Raw genomic sequence first — 17,646 nt, forward strand, 5'->3', positions numbered from 1 at the left:
ACTATTCTGCCGTCATGAGGGCGTTTTGCCGTTGAGGCTGGGCTGTAATAATGTCGCCCTCGCCGAAAAGCGCGAGAAGTTTTTTACGGATGCGGCTTTGTCGGGTCGTATTGGTAATTTGATGGCCAACAAGGTCGGTCACATAGAAAACGTCGATAACCTTTTCGCCGAATGTCGTCACATGTGCCGAGGCAATGTCGAGCGATAAGTCGGAGATTACTCCTGTAATCTCTGACAGAACGCCCGGACGATCCAAACCTTCAACTTCGATTACCGTGAATTTGTTTGATAGAGTATTGTTGATCTCCACCCGGGGCGTAATCTTGAATGCCTTTGCAGCGCGCTTAGGCTTTGTTCTGGAGGCAAGCATCTCAGGCAGATAGGTTTTACCCGACAATACGTCCTCAATTAAACGTCCAACGCGCGTGGCGCGCCGCCGCTCGTCATCGTCAGTTGCAAATTCACGGCTGATCAGGATTGTGTCGAGCGCCCGCCCATCACTAGTGGTAAAAATCTGTGCGTCGACGATATTCGCGCCTGCAGCCGCGCATGCACCCGCGATGACGGATAGAAGTCGCGGATGATCTGGAGAAAGGACAGTAATTTCCGTCACACCTTCGAAATCGTGAGTTTTCACCATGGTAGCAAGTGTCTTGCCACTGGCGTCAGATTCTCGAACAAAGGTCGCATGGCGCACCTGATCGGCAATGCTCACTGTCAGCAGGTAGTTCTGATAGTGAAGTGCGAGATAAGATTGACGTTCGACCTGCGGCCACGATGACAGAGCATGCTCAAGCTGCGCTCTGGCGTGGTCGGTTCGCTCTTTGCGCGGCACTTCCGAAAAACCGCCTGTAAGCATCAATTCCGTTTCGTAGAACAGATTTCGCAATAACTGCCCCTTCCAGCCGTTCCACACACCGGGGCCGACTGCTTTTATGTCGCAGATCGTCAGGATCAGCAGCAGTTTCATGCGGTCGAGCGTTTGTACAATCTCGGCAAAGTCTTCGATTGTTTTGCGATCATTCAAGTCGCGTGATTGCGCGACCATGCTCATTGTCAGATGTTGTTCGACCAACCAGGCCACGGTTTGGGTATCGGCCTTAGAAAGACCCAAGCGCGGGCATATGCGTTTAGCAATACGTGCACCTGCAATGGAATGATCTTCCGGGCGGCCTTTCGCAATGTCATGTAGCAGAAGCGCAATATATATGAGACTACGGTCCTTTTTCAGGCCGGGCATGATCTGATTGGCTAAGGGATGCTCCTGTTCGAGTTCCCCGCGCTCGATTTCGGACATTACTGCGATGCATCGCAGTAAATGCTCATCAACGGTGTAGTGATGGTACATATTGAACTGCATCATCGCGACGACTTTGCCAAAATCCGGAATGAACTTACCCAATACGCCGGATTCGTTCATGCGGCGTAGGATAAGTTCCGGATTGCGCTCTGAAGTCAGGATTTCAAGGAAGAGTTTATTGGCCTCCTGATTGTCGCGCAGGTCTGCTTTGATCAGAGAAAGAGAGCGCGTAACCAGTTGCATCGCATCCGGGTGAAATTCCAACCCATGTTTGTCAGCAAGATGGAAAAGACGGATGAGGTTCACAGGGTCCTTGTGAAATACTCCGTCATTGGCAATCGTAATGCGGTGATTGTCGACAACAAAATCCGTGGTTCCCGCCAATTTACGTTTTCGGCGCGAAAAAGTGAGGAAAATCCGGTTGAAACCTGGAACATGCTTCGCCTGCTCCTCTTCCAGCGCAGCACAAATGATACGCGTTAGATCGCCAACTTCTTTCGCCACAAGAAAGTAATGTTTCATAAAGCGCTCGACATCCCGTTGTCCGGGATGCGCGGTATAGCCAAGGCGCCTTGCGATTTCGCTCTGTATATCGAAAGAAAGACGTTCTTCGGACTTTCCTGTAAGAAAGTGCATGTGGCAGCGAACTGCCCATAAAAGGTCTTCAGCCTTGCGGAAAATATTGTGTTCCGCGCGCGAAAGCACGCCCAGTTTGACCAATTCATCGCTTGTCTTGACGCGATAATAATATTTGGCGATCCAGAAGAGTGTATGCAGGTCGCGCTGACCGCCTTTGCCTTCCTTTACGTTCGGTTCGACGAGATAGCGGGTTGCGCCGGATTTCTTGTGGCGCGCATCCCGCTCTGCAAGCTTTGCTTCGATGAAGGCGGGACCGGTGCCCTCAACAACCTCTTTATCAAATCGCTCAATGAGCTTGTCGAACAGCTCCTGATTGCCGCAAATATAGCGTGCCTCCAGAATACTGGTGCGGATGGTCATATCCGAAAGCGATAAGCGGACTGATTCATCCAGATTGCGGGTAGCATGACCGATTTTCAGGCCAATATCCCAAAGCATATATAGAATGTATTCGACCACCTGCTCACCCCAGGGGGTTTGCTTATAGGGTAGGAGAAATAACAGATCGATATCAGAACCTGGAGCCAGACCGCCGCGGCCATAACCACCAACCGCTATGATCGTCATTTTCTCTGAAGTCGAAGGATTGACTGCGGGATAAACATGGCGGGTTGCAAAATTATAGAGCGCCGTAATGATCTGATCCATCAACCATGAGAGGCGCACGGAGCATCGTGTGCCCCGTGCATCTTGCATCAGCATCGTTTCAGCGCTTTTGCGGCCAAGTTCCAGCGTTTGCTTGATGAGCTGCAAAACATCGCTGCGCTCGACAGACGGTTTGCCCTGCTTGGCTGCCGCTTTGACGAGATCTTCAAATTGTTGATGAAGCCTGTCCGGGCTGACGATCTGTTCCAGTTTCAGGTCTGTGGCGCTCATGAACACGACTTTACAAATGATGGCCGCACGCTATAGCGCGAATTTGCGCCAAACGAAACGATTACATTTTGAAGCAGGCAGTAATACGTCTTGGCGCTAATGTGCGCTTAGTCCTTTCAGGCGGTAAAGTTCTTCAAGTGCTTCGCGTGGGGTCAACTCGTCGGGGTTAATTGCCGATAGGGCGACAAGGAGCGCACTGTCTTTCCCTTGGACTGGCTTGGGTGCCTGTCGTTTTACCTCTACGGAAAACAGCGGCAAATCATCAATTAGCTTATCCGCTTTGCCAGAGGTTTCGCCAGCTTCCAGCTGATGCAAAACATCACGGGCCCGATTTACGACAGCTTCAGGCAAACCCGCCAGACGTGCCACCTGCACACCATAGGAACGGTCGGCTGCACCCTTGGCAACCTCATGCAAAAATACAACGTCTCCGTCCCATTCCTTTACACGCATTGTTACATTGCTTAGGCGCTCAAGCTTTTCGGAAAGCGAAGTCATTTCATGAAAATGCGTTGCAAAGATTGCGCGGCATTGATTTTTCTCATGCAAATATTCAACCGCTGCCCACGCGATGGAAAGACCATCGAAAGTGGCAGTGCCGCGTCCGATCTCATCAAGGATCACAAGGGAACGATCCGTTGCCTGGTTCAAAATCGCAGCCGTTTCAACCATTTCTACCATGAATGTAGAGCGGCCGCGCGCCAGATCATCGGATGCACCAACGCGGGAGAACAGCCGATCGACCACGCCTATATGCGCTGAACCCGCAGGGACAAAAGAACCCATTTGGGCGAGGATGGCTATAAGCGCGTTCTGGCGCAGAAAAGTTGATTTACCGCCCATATTGGGGCCCGTCAGGAGCCAAATGGCTCCTTTACCGGTGGTGAGCGGCGAGAGATTGCAGTCGTTAGCAACAAAAGGACTTTCTGCCTGCCGTCTAAGGGATTGCTCGACCACGGGATGACGCCCGGCGACAATTTCAAAGGCTAAGCTGTCGTCGACCAGTGGGCGGCAATATCCTTGTTCGCCGGAGAGAGCAGCCAGAGCAACGGATACATCAAGGGTTGATAATGCGAGTGCGCCAGCACGTATGGCGTCAGCATTGAGAATCGTTTCATTTGTCAAAGCGTCGAAGATGCCAAGTTCGATCGAAAGAGCCCGCTCTGCTGCATTTGCGATTTTGGTTTCAAGCTCAGCCAGCTCGGTGGTTGTAAACCGCATGGCATTGGCGATTGTTTGACGATGTATGAACTTGCTCTTTGCCTCAACACTATCCGTCATGACGGAAGCATTGTTCGCAGTTACCTCGATGAAGTAGCCCAGCACATTATTATGCTTGATTTTCAGCGATCGGATGCCTGTGGTTTCCATATAGTCGGCTTGCAAGCCGGCGATGATCCGGCGCGAGTGATCCCGCAGAGCACGCATTTCATCGAGTTCGGCGTGATATTCCGCACGAACAAATCCCCCATCACGTTTTAGCAACGGCAATTCATCAGCCAAAGACCGGTCAAGGTGTGCGGTAAAATCCAGTGGCAATTGGGCGAGACATTCGCGAACGCGGGTAAGTTCCGACGGTAATTCTTCACCCGAAAACAAGTGAAAAATCTCGGAGGCGGCTTCCAGACCAAGCGCGAGAGCTCCAAGGTCACGCGGACCACCGCGGCCAACTGCAAGCCGCGACAACGCGCGAGGCATGTCAGGAACGCCTCTTAGGGCCGATTGCATCAGATCGGCCAGGGGTTGCCTTGCAAGGAAGAACGAAATGGAGTCAAGGCGTTCGGCGATAGCTGCCGGATCTGTTAAGGGCGATGTCAAGCGCTCGGCCAGAAGACGTGCACCACCGCCCGTTGTTGTTCGGTCAATCGCTCGCAGCAGGCTACCTTCACGTTTGCCGGAAAGCGTGCGTAGGAGCTCAAGATTCCCTCGCGTCGCTGGATCTATGAAAAGCGAAGAACCTTCCGACTCCCGCTCCGGACGCATCAAGGGAGGGCGTTCCGCGAGCTGTGTTTTTTCAACATAGGCGATAGCGCCCGATATGGCGGAGAGTTCAGCGCGTGAAAACTGACCAAACCCATCTAGAGTGCTGACATCAAAATAGCGTTGTATGCGATTTTCTGCTGTGGCGCTGTCAAACAGGCTCGGCGGTTGGGGGCTCACAGCGCGCCCGACAATATCAAAAACTGCACGCAATTCCGGGTCGTGAAAAACTGTGTCCGCCACAATCAGTTCGCGAGGGTCGACGCGGAGTATATCTGCCAGTAAACGCGAAGCGTCCGATTCACTGACGCGGAAAGTTCCGGTTGAGATGTCGATCCAGGCAAGGGCAAATTGGGTCCTATCCGCGCCTTTGACGCGGCCCATAGTCATCAGATAGTTTGCTTCAGAAGGATCAAGGAGTTTCTCTTCAGTGATCGTTCCCGGTGTAACCAATCGAACAACATCGCGCTTTACAACGGATTTTGAACCACGCTTTCTCGCTTCGGCCGGATCTTCCACCTGTTCGCAAACTGCAACCCGAAAGCCTCGTGCTATCAGTTTCTGCAAATAGTCATCAGCGGCATGGACCGGGACGCCGCACATGGGAATATCTTCGCCAAGATGTTTTCCACGCTTTGTCAGGGTAATCCCGAGGGCCCTGGAAGCTTCGACGGCATCGTCGAAAAAAAGCTCGTAAAAATCGCCCATTCGATAAAACAGAAGACTGTCAGGATTAGTCGCCTTAATCTCGATATACTGCTCCATCATCGGCGTTGGACGCGCCGAGATATTCGCTTCATATGGGGATTGTTCAATTACAGAGGATGCCAATTCGGCCAAAACTTGTCTCCTGAGCTAAGCAGGAGCAATCTATTCGGTATCCGCGAATTTACACACCTCTGCAGAGTCAAACTGCGATATTCTCCACAGGTGATAAAACGATGTCTATCCGAAACGTTTCGATTCGGCCGCATAATGGCTGACGTAGCGTTCGGAGATGCGGCTAACGGGCAAAATGATGCAAACATCCGTTGTGCCAAAATCGTGATCGATAACGGCACCATCACCTATCATTGCACCAAGTCGCAAATAACCTTTGATCAAGGGTGGCATCGCAAAGAGTGCCACACGGGCATTGATAGCTTCGTTCGGAACAAGGTCCATGGCTTGATAAAGAGCAGGTAAAGCTTTGACATCCCAGTCGGCCGTTGCCCGGCAATTGTGATGAAGAAAGGAGAGCGGCAAAGCATGGGCGGCCGGAACAGTGCCTTGGAAGGATGCGCATCCAAACATCACGCCAATTGAATGGAACCGGCAATAGGTCCAGATGCCTTGCCAGAGCAATTCGACAGTACGTTTCGAGCGATATTCAGGCAGGACACAGGAACGGCCAAGTTCGAGAAAACGCAAATCCGGCTTGGCGGCGACGAGGCGTTCGATGGAAAATTCGCTTGCAGTATAAAAACCGCCTGTCTCGAACGCTTTTTCGGAACGCAGGAGTCGGTATGTTCCAACGATCTGTTTGTGCTTTGGTCCAGGTATTGCCGTGTCATAAACAAGGAGGTGATCGCAAAAGGGATCAAACCGATCAGCGTCGCGCTGCTCTAATGTTGCAGAACCTTTGGCGCCCAGTTCGTCAAAGAATACTTTGAACCGCAATTGCTGGGAGGAGGCAATTTCGTCCTCGGTTTGCGCAAGGCAAACCTCCATAGTCCCGATTCGGCCAAGCACCGAGACAATCTGTGGAGCCGTAAATGGCGAAGATGTTGAATCAACCTGCGACATGATGCTTTGATCTTTAGAGATTGAAGCGGATTCAAGCAAGGAGATGTCCATATCGATTTGACCCTCGTCGGAGGTTGACCGGTAGTCGTTCTCGCCCTCATTACTACGATTTAATGACGGCAACATGACGTAAAACGAAGGCCAAACCGGCGATGCTTGATCAGCTAGTTTGCCTTATCAGGTGGGTTCTTCCGCTCTTTAGCCCAAACAAAAAACTCTTCAATTACAACCAATGCTGCACCAACAGAAATATAGGCATCGGCGAGATTGAAAACGGCGAATGACCATGATGGCAGATGGAAAAGAATATAGTCGATTACATAGCCATGAACGCTGCGATCAATGAGGTTACCGAGAGCGCCGCCAATAATAAGCGCAAAGCCCGCACGAGAAATCCACCGATCCGGGTTTGTACTCCACCAAAGGTAACTTACGAAGCCTATGACGACGAGTGTAAGCCCTATGAGCGCAATGTCGTGCATTCCGCTCAACATTGAAAAGGCAATGCCTTCATTGTGAACACGAAATAATGCCAGAAAGGGTAAAAGATCGATTTGCTGCTGATAATCCATACCTGTTTCGACGAGATATTTGATTATCTGGTCGGTCAGGACAGCAACCATGATGATTGCAGAAAGGCTAAAAAAACGCGTGCGGCTCATAAATGGCATTTTCTCAAGTGGTCGCGTCAAGCTTCAGGGCGTCACGCCGGATTTCAAACAGCATTACTCCGGTTGCGATGGCAAGGTTAAGGGAGTCAGCTCGGCCGGCTTGGGGTATTCGCGCCAGCCGATCACATGCCGAGGACAGCTGATCGGGTAGGCCCTGCTGCTCGTTGCCCATTAACAAGACGACCGGCTTATTGGCGTAAGGGATAGTCCGATAGTCCACTGAACCCTTGAGATGCGTTCCAACGATCAGACCCGTGAAACTCTTTCTCCAGGATAGAAATTCTGCTTCCGTTGCCCTGATGAGGGGAACTGCAAATACCGACCCCATTGTCGCGCGAACCGTTTCAAGCGAGAACGGGTCCGTGGTGTCGCCGATGAGGATAATACCTTTGGCGCCTGCTGCGTCGGCAGTTCGAATGATTGTACCGAGGTTTCCAGGGTCCCGAACCCGATCCAGAGCCACGAAAACGTCGTTGGCTTGTGGACGGATGTTGGAAAGCATTTGGAGGTTTTGCTGGAACACCCCGACTACCATTTGCGGGTTGTCACGCCGGGTTATTGCCGAGATGATCTTTTCATTGACCTCCAGCACATCGCCGCCCTTGGCCACCGTTCTGGCGGCAACTTGCTCGACAAGCGAGTTTCCCTTACCGGCTTTGGAGTAAACCAAGGTCTTGATTGTCCAACCAAGGTCGAGTGCGTCGATGACGAGCTTTAGTCCTTCGGCAAGAAACACACCCTGCTGATCGCGGAATTTTTTCAATGCCAGCGAACGCAGATCCTTGACGATCGGGTTTGTAAGGCTGGTGACTTCCTTGACTTTGCCCGGGCGGACAATGCCGCTGCCGCGATGGTGGTCGTCCTGCTTGCTCATGATGCACCCCAGCGGCTGAAGAGAGATGTGGAAAGGGCGCGCTTTGAGGAGCGCTCGCGAAGAATAAGTTCGCCGGACTGCACTTCGCCGCCAAGGCCCGTAAACGTATCCCGCATCAATTCGTGAATGGCAAAAAATGATGCGCGGATCGAATAGGCAGTTAAGACGACCGCCAAGGGATTTGGGGTAAGAATTGATCGGCATAAATCAATCATGTCTGGCAAATTGTCGAAAAGTTGCCAGACCTCGCCGTTGGGGCCGCGCCCATAGGCAGGTGGATCAAGGAGGATGATGTCGTAACCATTTCCGCGGCGTTCTTCCCGCGCCACGAATTTCATTGCATCTTCGCATATCCAGCGAATAGGCTTGCTCGATAGTCCAGCCATTTCCTGATTTTCGCGTGCCCAGAGAATGGCTTTCTTCGACGCGTCTACATGCGTGACCTCGGCGCCTGCCCGGGCTGCTACGAGTGAAGCAACCCCCGTATAACCAAAGAGGTTTAGCACTTTGACGGGGCGTTTTGCACCGCGGATCAGATCATGCATATACGCCCAATGCGTCCCCTGTTCAGGAAATACGCCAACATGCCGGAATGAGGTGAAACGACCCAAAAACGAAATGCCATCATAAGCGAGCGGCCAGGTTTCACCCAACGGCACATTAGGAAACTGCCAGCGCCCAACGCCCTCTTCATCTGTATTGCCGGTGAAAATTGCATCGGCCTTGTCCCACTCGCTCTTACTCCACGCCGGAAGCCAGATCGCTTGACCTTCCGGGCGGACAATCCGGTAAGGGCCATACTGTTCCAGTTTCAAACCATTGCCGCTATCAAGAAGCGCATAATTTTCAGACGGAAGCGTTTCCAGAATAAGCCCAGTCTTTTCCTGCGGACGTGCACCGGTACGGCGGGTAACCACGCGCTTTGGAGTTTGTTCTGTTCGCGGCGATGCACGCTCCGTTTCTTCATCGGAGGAACGGTGCGCTTTGGCGAATTGCGGGCGGGGCTTCGTTACGCTTTGCCGCTGCACAGCATTTTTTGAAACGTCACCTTGTCGGCCACTGCCGTTTTTCGTTTTTCTAATTTTACCGCCGGGCGATTTCAAACCGTATTTTCCTTGCAACCTTTTCCAAGGTTACTACGCCATTGCCTTTTCATAGACAAGGATACCCGCAGCAAGGTCTTCAAGAGCTGCGCCAACAGATTTGAACAATGTAATCTCGCCCGTCGATTGACGACCTCTCATTGTTCCTCGTGTGAGGTCGAACAAATCGCCAATTATGTGGCCGGAATCGATTACCCCGGCCTTGATCGGCTGGACGATATCACCGCCCTCTTTTAGCGCTCCGTCTCTCGTATCAACAAAAACACGCGCTCGTTTGATGCACTCATCGTCACTTTCTCGCATCTTCGGCGTAAAAGCACCGATAAGATCGACGTGTGCGCCGGCTTTCAGATGTTTTCCAAGGATCAACGGCTCGGTGGATAGCGTACCGGCGGTGATGATATCGGCCTCCGCGATCGCTGCATCCTTGTCTTCAACAGCTCTGGCGTTAAAACCGTCCCGGATCAACTCTGCCGCTACTTTCTCGGCTCCGGCAAAATTTCTGTTCCAGATCGAGATGTCGTTAATTGGACGTATGGCGCTATGAGCTCGGGCCAAAAAGCCCGAAAGTGCGCCCGCACCGAGAACCACAAGCTTTGATGCATCTTCCCGGGCGAGATAGCGTGCTGCAAGAGCGGACGCCCCTGCTGTCCGCCATAAGGTCAGGCGTTGACCATCTATAAGAGCTTTTGGTTCACCGGTCTTACCGTCGAGCAACAGATATACACCCATCACGGCAGGTTTCGAGACGGCACCATTATCTGGCGAGACAGTTACAATCTTGACGCCCATATAACCCTTGGACGAGTCGCCCAGCGCATCAAAATCGGACCATGCGGGCATTAGAAGCAGTGTGGAGGCCGCTCCATCCGGGCGCTCAACAGTATGATGGTGGCGCACGGGCTGGATCACGCCTTGGCGGAATGCCAGCTCGATTGCGTTAATCATGTCGGGCCAGTTCAACAGTGCATCGACCTCAACGGGGGAGACGAGTTTCATTAAAGGTCCTTGATAGAAATTAATGCAAGGAGGGAAGATTGGGTGTCGAGGCCGTTTCAGTGGCTGCCTTGCGCGCTTCCTTGCGTAACATTTCTGCTTCGAGCTTGCGTTGACGCGCCAGCTTGCGATGCTTGCCCTGATTGGACCAAGTGACAAGACTGCCGAGAACAAGACCGATGATCAAAGCGGCAAACAACCAGACAAACAAAGGAGCCGAGTAGGAAAGCGCAGGGTTGCCCGGATTGAAGGGATCAATCGTAAACAGGGCATTACCGCGATTGGCAACCGATAAAGCGATCAGAATAATCGCGATCGGTACGAGAATCAGTACGGCGACCACGCGATTAATCATATCGAAGCCTCTTTTTGCTTATTTACCAAGTGTGGATTCAGCTGTTTGCATTCAGCCTGTCGCGGAGTTCCTTGCCGGTCTTGAAGAACGGTACCCACTTCTCTTCGACGTCAACGCTTTCACCTGTTCGCGGGTTGCGGCCGCTGCGGGCCGGCCGGTTCTTTACGGAAAATGCACCGAAGCCTCGTAGCTCGACGCGATTGCCCTCAGCCAAAGCATCTGTAATTTCGTCAAAGATGGCGCCGACAATATTCTCCACATCGCGCTGGAATAGGTGCGGATTGCGGTTGGCAATTATTTGCACAAGCTCTGATTTGATCACAGCAAAATTCCCTTCTGGTTTTGAGATCAGGATACACAGTCGAACTGGACTATGCCACTGATCTTATATGTAAATAGCTTATTGCGCTCCCACGGGCTTGCCGTCAACGTGCCAAACCGAAACGAGTCCGTCAAGAAACATCCTGTCGCCAGTAATTTCGTGGAGCACTCCAGTGCTTGTCTCAGGCAGACCCAGCAGTTTGGCAGCCATTTTCATCGCCGATTGCGAGAAAAGAGAACCAAAGGTGGATTTTTCAACCGGTTTCCATTCAACGACCTTAAGTTTCGGGTCTACGCCCTTACCTTCAAGCCATTCAAGCGCCTTTTCTTCACCGCCAAGCGCGTCGATAAGTTTGTTCGATAGAGCCTGACGACCAGTAAATACGGAGCCATCTGCCAGCGCCAACGCCTGTTCGTGGTTAAATTTGCGACGATCCTCAACGAGGCCCACAAACCAATTGTAGGAATCGATTATCATGCGATGGATCATTGCCTTGGCTTCATCGCTTGCAGGATTGAAAAAATTGGGTTCAGCTTTTAGCGGGCTGGATTTAATAGTTTCGACTTTTACACCGACCTTTGTCAAAAGCTCCGATATATCCGGATACTGAAACAAGACGCCAATGGAACCGACAATGGACGACTGCCTTGCAACAATATGATCCGTAGCGACTGCGATCATATATCCGGCTGAGGCAGCCAAAGTCCCAACCTGCGCAACGACGGGTTTTTTCTCTGCAATTTTGCGGACAGATTCGTAAATTGCTTCACCGCCAGCAGTGGTGCCACCGGGTGAATCAATGGACACGATAACACCTTTGACGGCGTCGGACTCCCCAATATCTTTCAAGCGTTTGAGAAGCTCTTCATCTTCAAGAATTGTTCCCTCAACACGCACTTTTGCAATGTGAGGAACGGATTTGCTTGTATAGCCTTCCGAACCGCTGGTGATGAGATAGATCGCAATCAAAGCAAAAGCAGCCACCAGCAAAGCAACAATACGCCAGAAAGTTACCTTTCGCCGTAGCTTGCGCCTATCGATAATTGCATCCGCTGTGTTGGCCATCATTTTTGTCCGTTTCGCCAATGTTTGTGATACTCTTTTGCGATATCGCCCAGTGGAAGTCCAGACAGTGCGCCAATCGATGAGTACAAATATGGGTGCGCGAATGACCTTGTAACTGGCCATCTCACCACATACTTGTTCCTACACGCATCGCATATGCTCTAAATCACGTCTATTTCATCGAAAAATAACCATATTGGCGTTGAACTAGCTAGAAATATTATAAACGGTAACAGCAGCCAAACCCATGTCTATTGAAAAAACCGATATCACTGGTGTGCGAAATGCCGCCGCAGACGCCGAGCATCATGCGACGGTTGCACGGCAATTTGCGGCATCCGACAAGGGATCGACTGTTTTCGAAGCTGCGGAACGTCATTCGCGCCGCGTTCGGTTGTTGAAGTTTTCTTTGCCTGTAATTGCCCTTGTGGGCGCTGCGGTATTTTCGTGGTTTACATTCTTTTCCGCCTCGGGCGTTCCAAACAACATTGCTCTGGATGGTGCTGGAATCGAGGATGGCAAGCTTGTGATGACGAATCCCAAGCTCGACGGCTTTACCAAGGATAAGCTTCCCTACAAAATGAGTGCTGTAAGAGCCTTGCAGCAGGTTGGAAACAGTTCAGTCATATCGCTTGAAGGTATTGACGCGGAAATTCCAATCGGCAAAGACATGCGCGCTGAGGTTAAAGCGAAGTCAGGGGTTTTCGACAATGCCAACAGGCAGTTGAAGCTCGACAGCGAGATAAGTTTGGTGACATCGGATGGCATAACTGCTCAGTTGCAATCTGCCGATATTGATATTGCCGGAAATACCATGTCCACCAATGATCCAGTCAGCGTAAAAAATCGTAATGGCAGTATTGTTGCCGATAGTATGCAGATCACTGAGGGTGGTAAGGTAGTGACGTTTGAAAAGCGTGTAAGGCTTGTCATTCAACCTACAAAGCTGCAAGAAGGTGACAATGAGGTAAAATCGTCCAACTGATCTACAGTCGGGATTGTTACTTTGAAGAAATTTCTCGGATTAGGAGAGAGAGCAATGTCTTTCGGGGCAAAACTGATCAGGATATCATCGGTTGCAGTGAGTTTGTTGGCCTCCGCGTTGGTTGTCCCTGCCATGGCGCAGCAGACTCCAGGTGCAGCGCCCGGCGGTATAAAGCTTTCAGGCGATCAGCCAATTCAGATCGATTCCGACAAGGTCGTGCTGCATAATGATGCAGGTACCGCAACATTCACTGGAAATGTTACGGTTGTTCAGGGCGCAACCTTGCTAAAAGCAGGCTCAATGATCGTCTACTACGTTAAAGGTGGCAATAAAGATGCCGCAAACGCAGATGCTTCGAAAGTTTCGAGCGGCGTGGCTGGTGCCGGAGCCCAGGACATTGATCATCTCGAAGTCAGCGATAAAGTCTATGTGAAGTCTGAAGACCAAGTAGCCACCGGGGATCACGGTACATTTGACATGAAGACCGAAGTGCTCGTCCTGACGGGAAGCAAGGTCGTCCTTTCCCAAGGGGACAATGTTGCTGTTGGATGTAAGCTTACAGCTCAGCTGAAAACCGGTGAAGCTCAGCTGGAAAGCTGCAAGAGTGGCCAGACCGGACGCGTTTCAATCGTCGTTGCGCCTAAAAACGCCCAAAAGAACTAAGCCGCCGGAAGAATTGTAAGTGTCCCTATTTTCACGCCGCTCACCCAGCACAAATGCCGCACGGCCAAACTCCAGTGTTTCACAGGAGATGCGCCCGGCGGATCCCTTGGCCGTGGATCGCATGAAGGGCACACTCGTCGCGCGTGGGATCACGAAAAGCTATAATGGGCGCCAAGTCGTAAATGGCGTTTCATTCGGCGTGCGTTCCGGTGAGGCTGTTGGCATTCTTGGGCCGAATGGCGCTGGCAAGACAACATGTTTTTATATGGTGACCGGGCTCGTGCCAGTCGACAAGGGCACGATAGAAATTGACGGGTTCGATGTCACAACAATGCCCATGTATCGGCGATCGCGCCTTGGTATCGGGTATTTGCCGCAAGAGGCCTCAATTTTTCGCGGATTATCAGTAGAAAATAATATCAAGGCCGTGCTCGAGGTTGTCGAAAAGGACAGGCACGCCCGCGCGCAGGAGTTGGATTCACTTCTTGAAGAGTTCCACATTGCCCATTTGCGAAAAGCTCCAGCGATTTCCCTTTCCGGTGGTGAGCGCAGGCGCCTAGAGATCGCGCGTGCTTTGGCCTCGCGTCCAAACTTCATGTTGCTCGACGAGCCGTTTGCTGGTGTTGATCCGATTGCTGTTGCGGATATTCAGCAATTGGTAAGGCATCTGACTGGCCGTGGCATTGGCGTATTGATTACAGACCACAATGTTCGCGAAACGCTCAAGCTCATCGACAGGGCCTATATTATCCATGCCGGTCAGGTTTTGACCCATGGTCGCCCGGACGAAATAATTGCTAATCCGAATGTCCGCCGACTTTATCTTGGTGATGAGTTCAAGCTCTGATTTTGCCGATCAGGCCCTCCGGTGACATAAAAATCTCAACTTTCAAACCCGTACTGGTTGAAAATGACATCAGCACGCGAGTTTTTGGAGCTTTTCAATTGACAAGCAAGGATTGGGCCACTTCTGTACTGCAGTAACTAATTCTGTATGGAGTAGCTGCGTATATTATGGCTCTGTCGCCAAAACTCGATTTGAGGCAAACCCAATCTCTGGTGATGACTCCATTGCTGATGCAGTCGATACGGCTGCTGCAGCTGAATCATATCGAGCTTGAGCAGTTCATAGAGCAGGAAATCGAAAAAAACCCATTATTGGAAAGACTGGATGCTTCAGACGACACTATTTTGTTTGGCGGCGTTCATTCCGAACATCGTTCAGACAGCGATCAGGATCTACGAAGCGACAGTAGTGCCGACAGGGTTTTATCTGATGATGCCGATAGTCTTTGGTTGAATAGCGGCGAGACCACCAGCTCAAGTGCAATGTCCGATACGTTTGATAGCTCGCTCGAGAATATTTTTCCTGACGATCCCGGTAGCCGCGATTTTATTGCAAGTGATCTTGCTTCTCAGTGGAAGTCATCTGCAGGCGATGGCTATGTCTCGTCGGGTGGAGAGAACTATAATCTTGAACAGGTGACCGCAGCGCCTCTCAATATGCAGGAGCATATCAGGGAACAGATCATTTTCGCTTTCGAAAAAGCAGAAGATCGAATGATCGCAGCCGAACTCGCTGATCAGGTCGACGAAATTGGTTATTTTCGTGGTGATATTGCCGAACTCGCCATCCGGATTGGTTCTTCCGTTGAACATCTGGAGAAGCTGCTTTTTGTCCTGCAGGGATTTGAGCCCGCAGGCTTGTTTGCACGCGATCTTGCTGAATGCCTGCGGCTTCAATTGCGTGCCAGAAAACGCCTCTCACCAGCGATGGATATCCTGCTTCAAAATCTTGAGCTGCTCGCCAAACGCGATTTTCATAGTTTGAAAAAACTGTGCCGGCTTGGAGACACCGAAATTATCGATATGCTTCGGGAAATACAGTTGCTTGACCCAAAACCAGGCACTGCGTTTTCGTCTGGCATAGCCGATAGTATCATCCCCGATGTTCAGGTTGACCAGGCTCCCGATGGCAGTTGGCGTATCGAGCTTAACTCGGAGACATTGCCCAGGGTGCTGATCAACAACAACTACTATGCAACTATAATGAGGGCGAAAACATCTCCGGACGAAAAGACATTTCTGGGGGAATGCATGCACAATGCGAACTGGTTGATTCGAAGTCTTGACCAGCGCGCTCAGACGATTCTTAAGGTCGCCACGGAGATTGTTCGCCAGCAGGAGCAGTTTCTTTTGCAGGGCGTCGCATATTTGAAACCTCTCAATCTGCGCAATGTTGCCGATGCCATTGGGATGCACGAATCCACGGTTAGCCGGGTCACGACAAATAAGTACATGCTCACCAAGCGTGGCGTTTTCGAACTGCGATACTTTTTCAATGCAGCCATTGCTGCCAGTGAGGGCGCCGAGCAACATTCTTCGCAATCTGTAAGGCATCAAATCAAAATTCTCATTGATGCTGAGTCGCCGGATTCAATCCTTTCGGATGATACAATCGTGGAAATGTTGAAGGAACAAAATATTGATATTGCGCGGCGAACTGTAGCCAAATACCGCGAAGCGATGAACATCGCTTCCTCGGTGCAACGGCGCCGCGAGAAAAAAGCTGAGGCTTCCGCTACCAAGAGCAATGTAAGGTCTGGATTCATTGCTCCGCCACGTGTAGGATTACTGGCAGTGGGCAAATGAACTGGGCCAAAGAAGTCCAGTCAGGGAGAACGAAGCGCTGATAGTTTACGACGATGGAGTTGAAGCGCGCCTAAGGATGGAACATCAGGAAAGTGAAATGTGATTGATCATCCCCGCGATTTTGCGGGATGTCTTTGCTCGATTCGAAACAACAGTGTAGATTGGATCGGGCAATGAAATCACAATGAAGGTGAGGTATCATGAGTCTGCGTGTATCTGGAAAACATATGGACATCGGCGATGCTTTCCGCGTCAAAATCGAAGAGCGGATGGCTGAAATGGTCACCAAATATTTCGGTGGCGGGTATTCTGGCCACGTTACTGTGGAAAAGCAGGGCTCCCGATTTATCGCAGATTGTCTCGTGCGTCTCGATACCGGAACGGTATTGCAGGCCGCTGGTGAAGCTCAAGATCCACAACTGGCATTTGATGCCGCTGGTGAGCGTGTTGACAAGCGGTTGCGCCGCTATAAGCGTCGGCTGAAATCGCATCAGGCTCCTGGCTCAAACGGTGTTTTCGATGATGTTTCTTATCGCGTGATGGCACCTGTACCGGATGAAGATGAGGATATTCCGGAGGATTATGCTCCCACAATCGTCGCTGAAACCTCGATGGCTTTGAGAAGCATGAGTGTTGCATCTGCGGTCGTAGAGCTCGACTTGAAAGATAGTCCTGTGGTTGTGTTCCGCAACGCTGGTAGTACGCAGGTTAATATCGTATATCGCCGCGCAGATGGGAATATTGGTTGGATCGATCCCTCAACGGTGGCCGATCAAGTCGTATCCCGGTAACAAAAAACAAGTTCATGGCGAGTTGAACTACCGTTCGCACTCTTAACAAGGTGCGGACGGTAACTGGAAGGAAGAGAATAATGGATCTGGGTGATCTCATTCAGCCCGACGCTGTCCTGCCCGCATTGAAAGTCAATTCCAAGAAGCAACTCTTGCAGATCATGTCGGAAAAGGCAGCCGCCTTGACCGGTTTGAGCGAGCGCGAGGTTTTCGATACGGTTTTGCAACGCGAGCGTCTAGGATCAACCGGTGTCGGCAATGGCATTGCCATTCCACACGGCAAGATCAACAGCGTAAAGCGTATTGCCGGGGTTTTTGCCCAGTTGGATACGCCTGTCGATTTTGAGGCGTTGGACGATCAGCCCGTCGACATCGTGTTTCTCTTGCTAGCTCCGGAAAATGCTGGCGCTGACCACTTGAAGGCATTGTCCAGGATTGCTCGCATGTTGCGCGATCCAGAGCGGATCGCCAAATTGCGTACCGCCCATGATGCCAGCCTGCTTTATGAGTTGCTGACGTCGCAGCCAGCCTCCAATGCGGCCTGACGGCTTATTGCGTAGTTTTAAAAAAGGCCGCCTTTGGGCGGCTT

Annotated in this window: 15 protein-coding genes and 1 pseudogene; 6 read left to right on the plus strand and 10 right to left on the minus strand. The window is 51.3% G+C overall.

The features are described 5' to 3' along the window. Position 1: 1 nt before the first annotated feature. From QFZ34_RS14295 to sppA, 10 genes are all read right to left on the minus strand, one after another. The gene (locus QFZ34_RS14295; protein ID WP_115051542.1) at positions 2 to 2,815 is read right to left on the minus strand and encodes a [protein-PII] uridylyltransferase; all 2,814 of its coding nucleotides are present in this window, start codon (positions 2,813 to 2,815) and stop codon (positions 2 to 4) included. Between the two features lie 96 nt (positions 2,816 to 2,911). Beyond that, entirely contained in the window at positions 2,912 to 5,635 is a 2,724-nt protein-coding gene (gene mutS / locus QFZ34_RS14300) for a DNA mismatch repair protein MutS (protein WP_442439616.1), read from the minus strand. Between the two features lie 105 nt (positions 5,636 to 5,740). After that, complete coding sequence (olsB, locus tag QFZ34_RS14305; RefSeq protein ID WP_370878770.1) at positions 5,741 to 6,631, minus strand: l-ornithine N(alpha)-acyltransferase; 891 nt, start codon at positions 6,629 to 6,631, stop codon at positions 5,741 to 5,743. Positions 6,632 to 6,744: 113 nt separating this feature from the next. Further along, entirely contained in the window at positions 6,745 to 7,242 is a 498-nt protein-coding gene (lspA, locus tag QFZ34_RS14310; protein ID WP_115051541.1) for a signal peptidase II, read from the minus strand. Positions 7,243 to 7,255: 13 nt separating this feature from the next. Next, complete coding sequence (locus QFZ34_RS14315) at positions 7,256 to 8,125, minus strand: TrmH family RNA methyltransferase (protein WP_115051540.1); 870 nt, start codon at positions 8,123 to 8,125, stop codon at positions 7,256 to 7,258. Continuing rightward, positions 8,122 to 9,228 (minus strand): RsmD family RNA methyltransferase, encoded by a 1,107-nt coding sequence (locus QFZ34_RS14320; protein ID WP_307282181.1) that lies wholly within the window; start codon positions 9,226 to 9,228, stop codon positions 8,122 to 8,124. The genes QFZ34_RS14315 and QFZ34_RS14320 overlap by 4 nt, the downstream gene beginning before the upstream one ends. Before the next feature lie 33 nt (positions 9,229 to 9,261). Further along, on the minus strand, positions 9,262 to 10,227 hold the full coding sequence (lhpI, locus tag QFZ34_RS14325; RefSeq protein WP_115051538.1) for a bifunctional Delta(1)-pyrroline-2-carboxylate/Delta(1)-piperideine-2-carboxylate reductase: 966 nt from the start codon (positions 10,225 to 10,227) through the stop codon (positions 9,262 to 9,264). A 19-nt stretch (positions 10,228 to 10,246) separates the two neighbouring features. Further along, a complete protein-coding gene (locus tag QFZ34_RS14330) occupies positions 10,247 to 10,579 on the minus strand; it encodes a LapA family protein (RefSeq protein WP_115051537.1) in 333 nt (110 codons plus the stop codon). Positions 10,580 to 10,616: 37 nt separating this feature from the next. Next, positions 10,617 to 10,901 (minus strand): integration host factor subunit beta, encoded by a 285-nt coding sequence (locus QFZ34_RS14335; protein WP_115051536.1) that lies wholly within the window; start codon positions 10,899 to 10,901, stop codon positions 10,617 to 10,619. 78 nt (positions 10,902 to 10,979) lie between these two features. Then, the gene (gene sppA, locus QFZ34_RS14340) at positions 10,980 to 11,966 is read right to left on the minus strand and encodes a signal peptide peptidase SppA (protein ID WP_162802402.1); all 987 of its coding nucleotides are present in this window, start codon (positions 11,964 to 11,966) and stop codon (positions 10,980 to 10,982) included. A gap of 247 nt (positions 11,967 to 12,213) precedes the next feature. On the opposite strand from sppA, the gene lptC reads away from it, so the two are divergent. The 6 genes and pseudogenes from lptC (at position 12,214) to ptsN (ending at position 17,602) form a co-directional block, all read left to right on the plus strand. Continuing rightward, on the plus strand, positions 12,214 to 12,951 hold the full coding sequence (gene lptC, locus QFZ34_RS14345) for an LPS export ABC transporter periplasmic protein LptC (protein ID WP_115051535.1): 738 nt from the start codon (positions 12,214 to 12,216) through the stop codon (positions 12,949 to 12,951). Between the two features lie 54 nt (positions 12,952 to 13,005). Further along, complete coding sequence (locus QFZ34_RS14350; protein ID WP_115051534.1) at positions 13,006 to 13,614, plus strand: LptA/OstA family protein; 609 nt, start codon at positions 13,006 to 13,008, stop codon at positions 13,612 to 13,614. 118 nt (positions 13,615 to 13,732) lie between these two features. After that, positions 13,733 to 14,461 (plus strand): annotated as a pseudogene (gene lptB / locus QFZ34_RS14355) (LPS export ABC transporter ATP-binding protein); the annotation flags it as partial. A 167-nt stretch (positions 14,462 to 14,628) separates the two neighbouring features. After that, the gene (gene rpoN / locus QFZ34_RS14360; RefSeq protein WP_307282188.1) at positions 14,629 to 16,266 is read left to right on the plus strand and encodes an RNA polymerase factor sigma-54; all 1,638 of its coding nucleotides are present in this window, start codon (positions 14,629 to 14,631) and stop codon (positions 16,264 to 16,266) included. Positions 16,267 to 16,466: 200 nt separating this feature from the next. After that, positions 16,467 to 17,057, plus strand: a complete 591-nt coding sequence (hpf, locus tag QFZ34_RS14365) for a ribosome hibernation-promoting factor, HPF/YfiA family (protein WP_115051531.1) — start codon at positions 16,467 to 16,469, stop codon at positions 17,055 to 17,057. Between the two features lie 80 nt (positions 17,058 to 17,137). Then, positions 17,138 to 17,602 carry a PTS IIA-like nitrogen regulatory protein PtsN gene (gene ptsN / locus QFZ34_RS14370; protein WP_008127044.1) on the plus strand — a complete coding sequence of 155 codons (465 nt, stop codon included), beginning with the start codon at positions 17,138 to 17,140 and terminating at the stop codon, positions 17,600 to 17,602. The last annotated feature ends 44 nt before the right edge of the window (positions 17,603 to 17,646 follow it).

This window comes from Phyllobacterium ifriqiyense (assembly GCF_030817885.1).
Taxonomy (GTDB): domain Bacteria; phylum Pseudomonadota; class Alphaproteobacteria; order Rhizobiales; family Rhizobiaceae; genus Phyllobacterium; species Phyllobacterium ifriqiyense.

Excerpts from the sequence above, each read along its gene's own strand:
- QFZ34_RS14295 (WP_115051542.1), bottom strand. The coding sequence starts at position 2,815 with ATGAGCGCCACAGACCTGAAACTGGAACAGATCGTCAGCCCGGACAGG.
- olsB (WP_370878770.1), bottom strand. The coding sequence starts at position 6,631 with ATGGACATCTCCTTGCTTGAATCCGCTTCAATCTCTAAAGATCAAAGC.
- lspA (WP_115051541.1), bottom strand. The coding sequence starts at position 7,242 with ATGAGCCGCACGCGTTTTTTTAGCCTTTCTGCAATCATCATGGTTGCT.
- QFZ34_RS14315 (WP_115051540.1), bottom strand. The coding sequence starts at position 8,125 with ATGAGCAAGCAGGACGACCACCATCGCGGCAGCGGCATTGTCCGCCCG.
- lhpI (WP_115051538.1), bottom strand. The coding sequence starts at position 10,227 with ATGAAACTCGTCTCCCCCGTTGAGGTCGATGCACTGTTGAACTGGCCC.
- QFZ34_RS14330 (WP_115051537.1), bottom strand. The coding sequence starts at position 10,579 with ATGATTAATCGCGTGGTCGCCGTACTGATTCTCGTACCGATCGCGATT.
- sppA (WP_162802402.1), bottom strand. The coding sequence starts at position 11,966 with ATGGCCAACACAGCGGATGCAATTATCGATAGGCGCAAGCTACGGCGA.
- lptC (WP_115051535.1), top strand. The coding sequence starts at position 12,214 with ATGTCTATTGAAAAAACCGATATCACTGGTGTGCGAAATGCCGCCGCA.
- QFZ34_RS14350 (WP_115051534.1), top strand. The coding sequence starts at position 13,006 with ATGTCTTTCGGGGCAAAACTGATCAGGATATCATCGGTTGCAGTGAGT.
- rpoN (WP_307282188.1), top strand. The coding sequence starts at position 14,629 with ATGGCTCTGTCGCCAAAACTCGATTTGAGGCAAACCCAATCTCTGGTG.
- hpf (WP_115051531.1), top strand. The coding sequence starts at position 16,467 with ATGAGTCTGCGTGTATCTGGAAAACATATGGACATCGGCGATGCTTTC.
- ptsN (WP_008127044.1), top strand. The coding sequence starts at position 17,138 with ATGGATCTGGGTGATCTCATTCAGCCCGACGCTGTCCTGCCCGCATTG.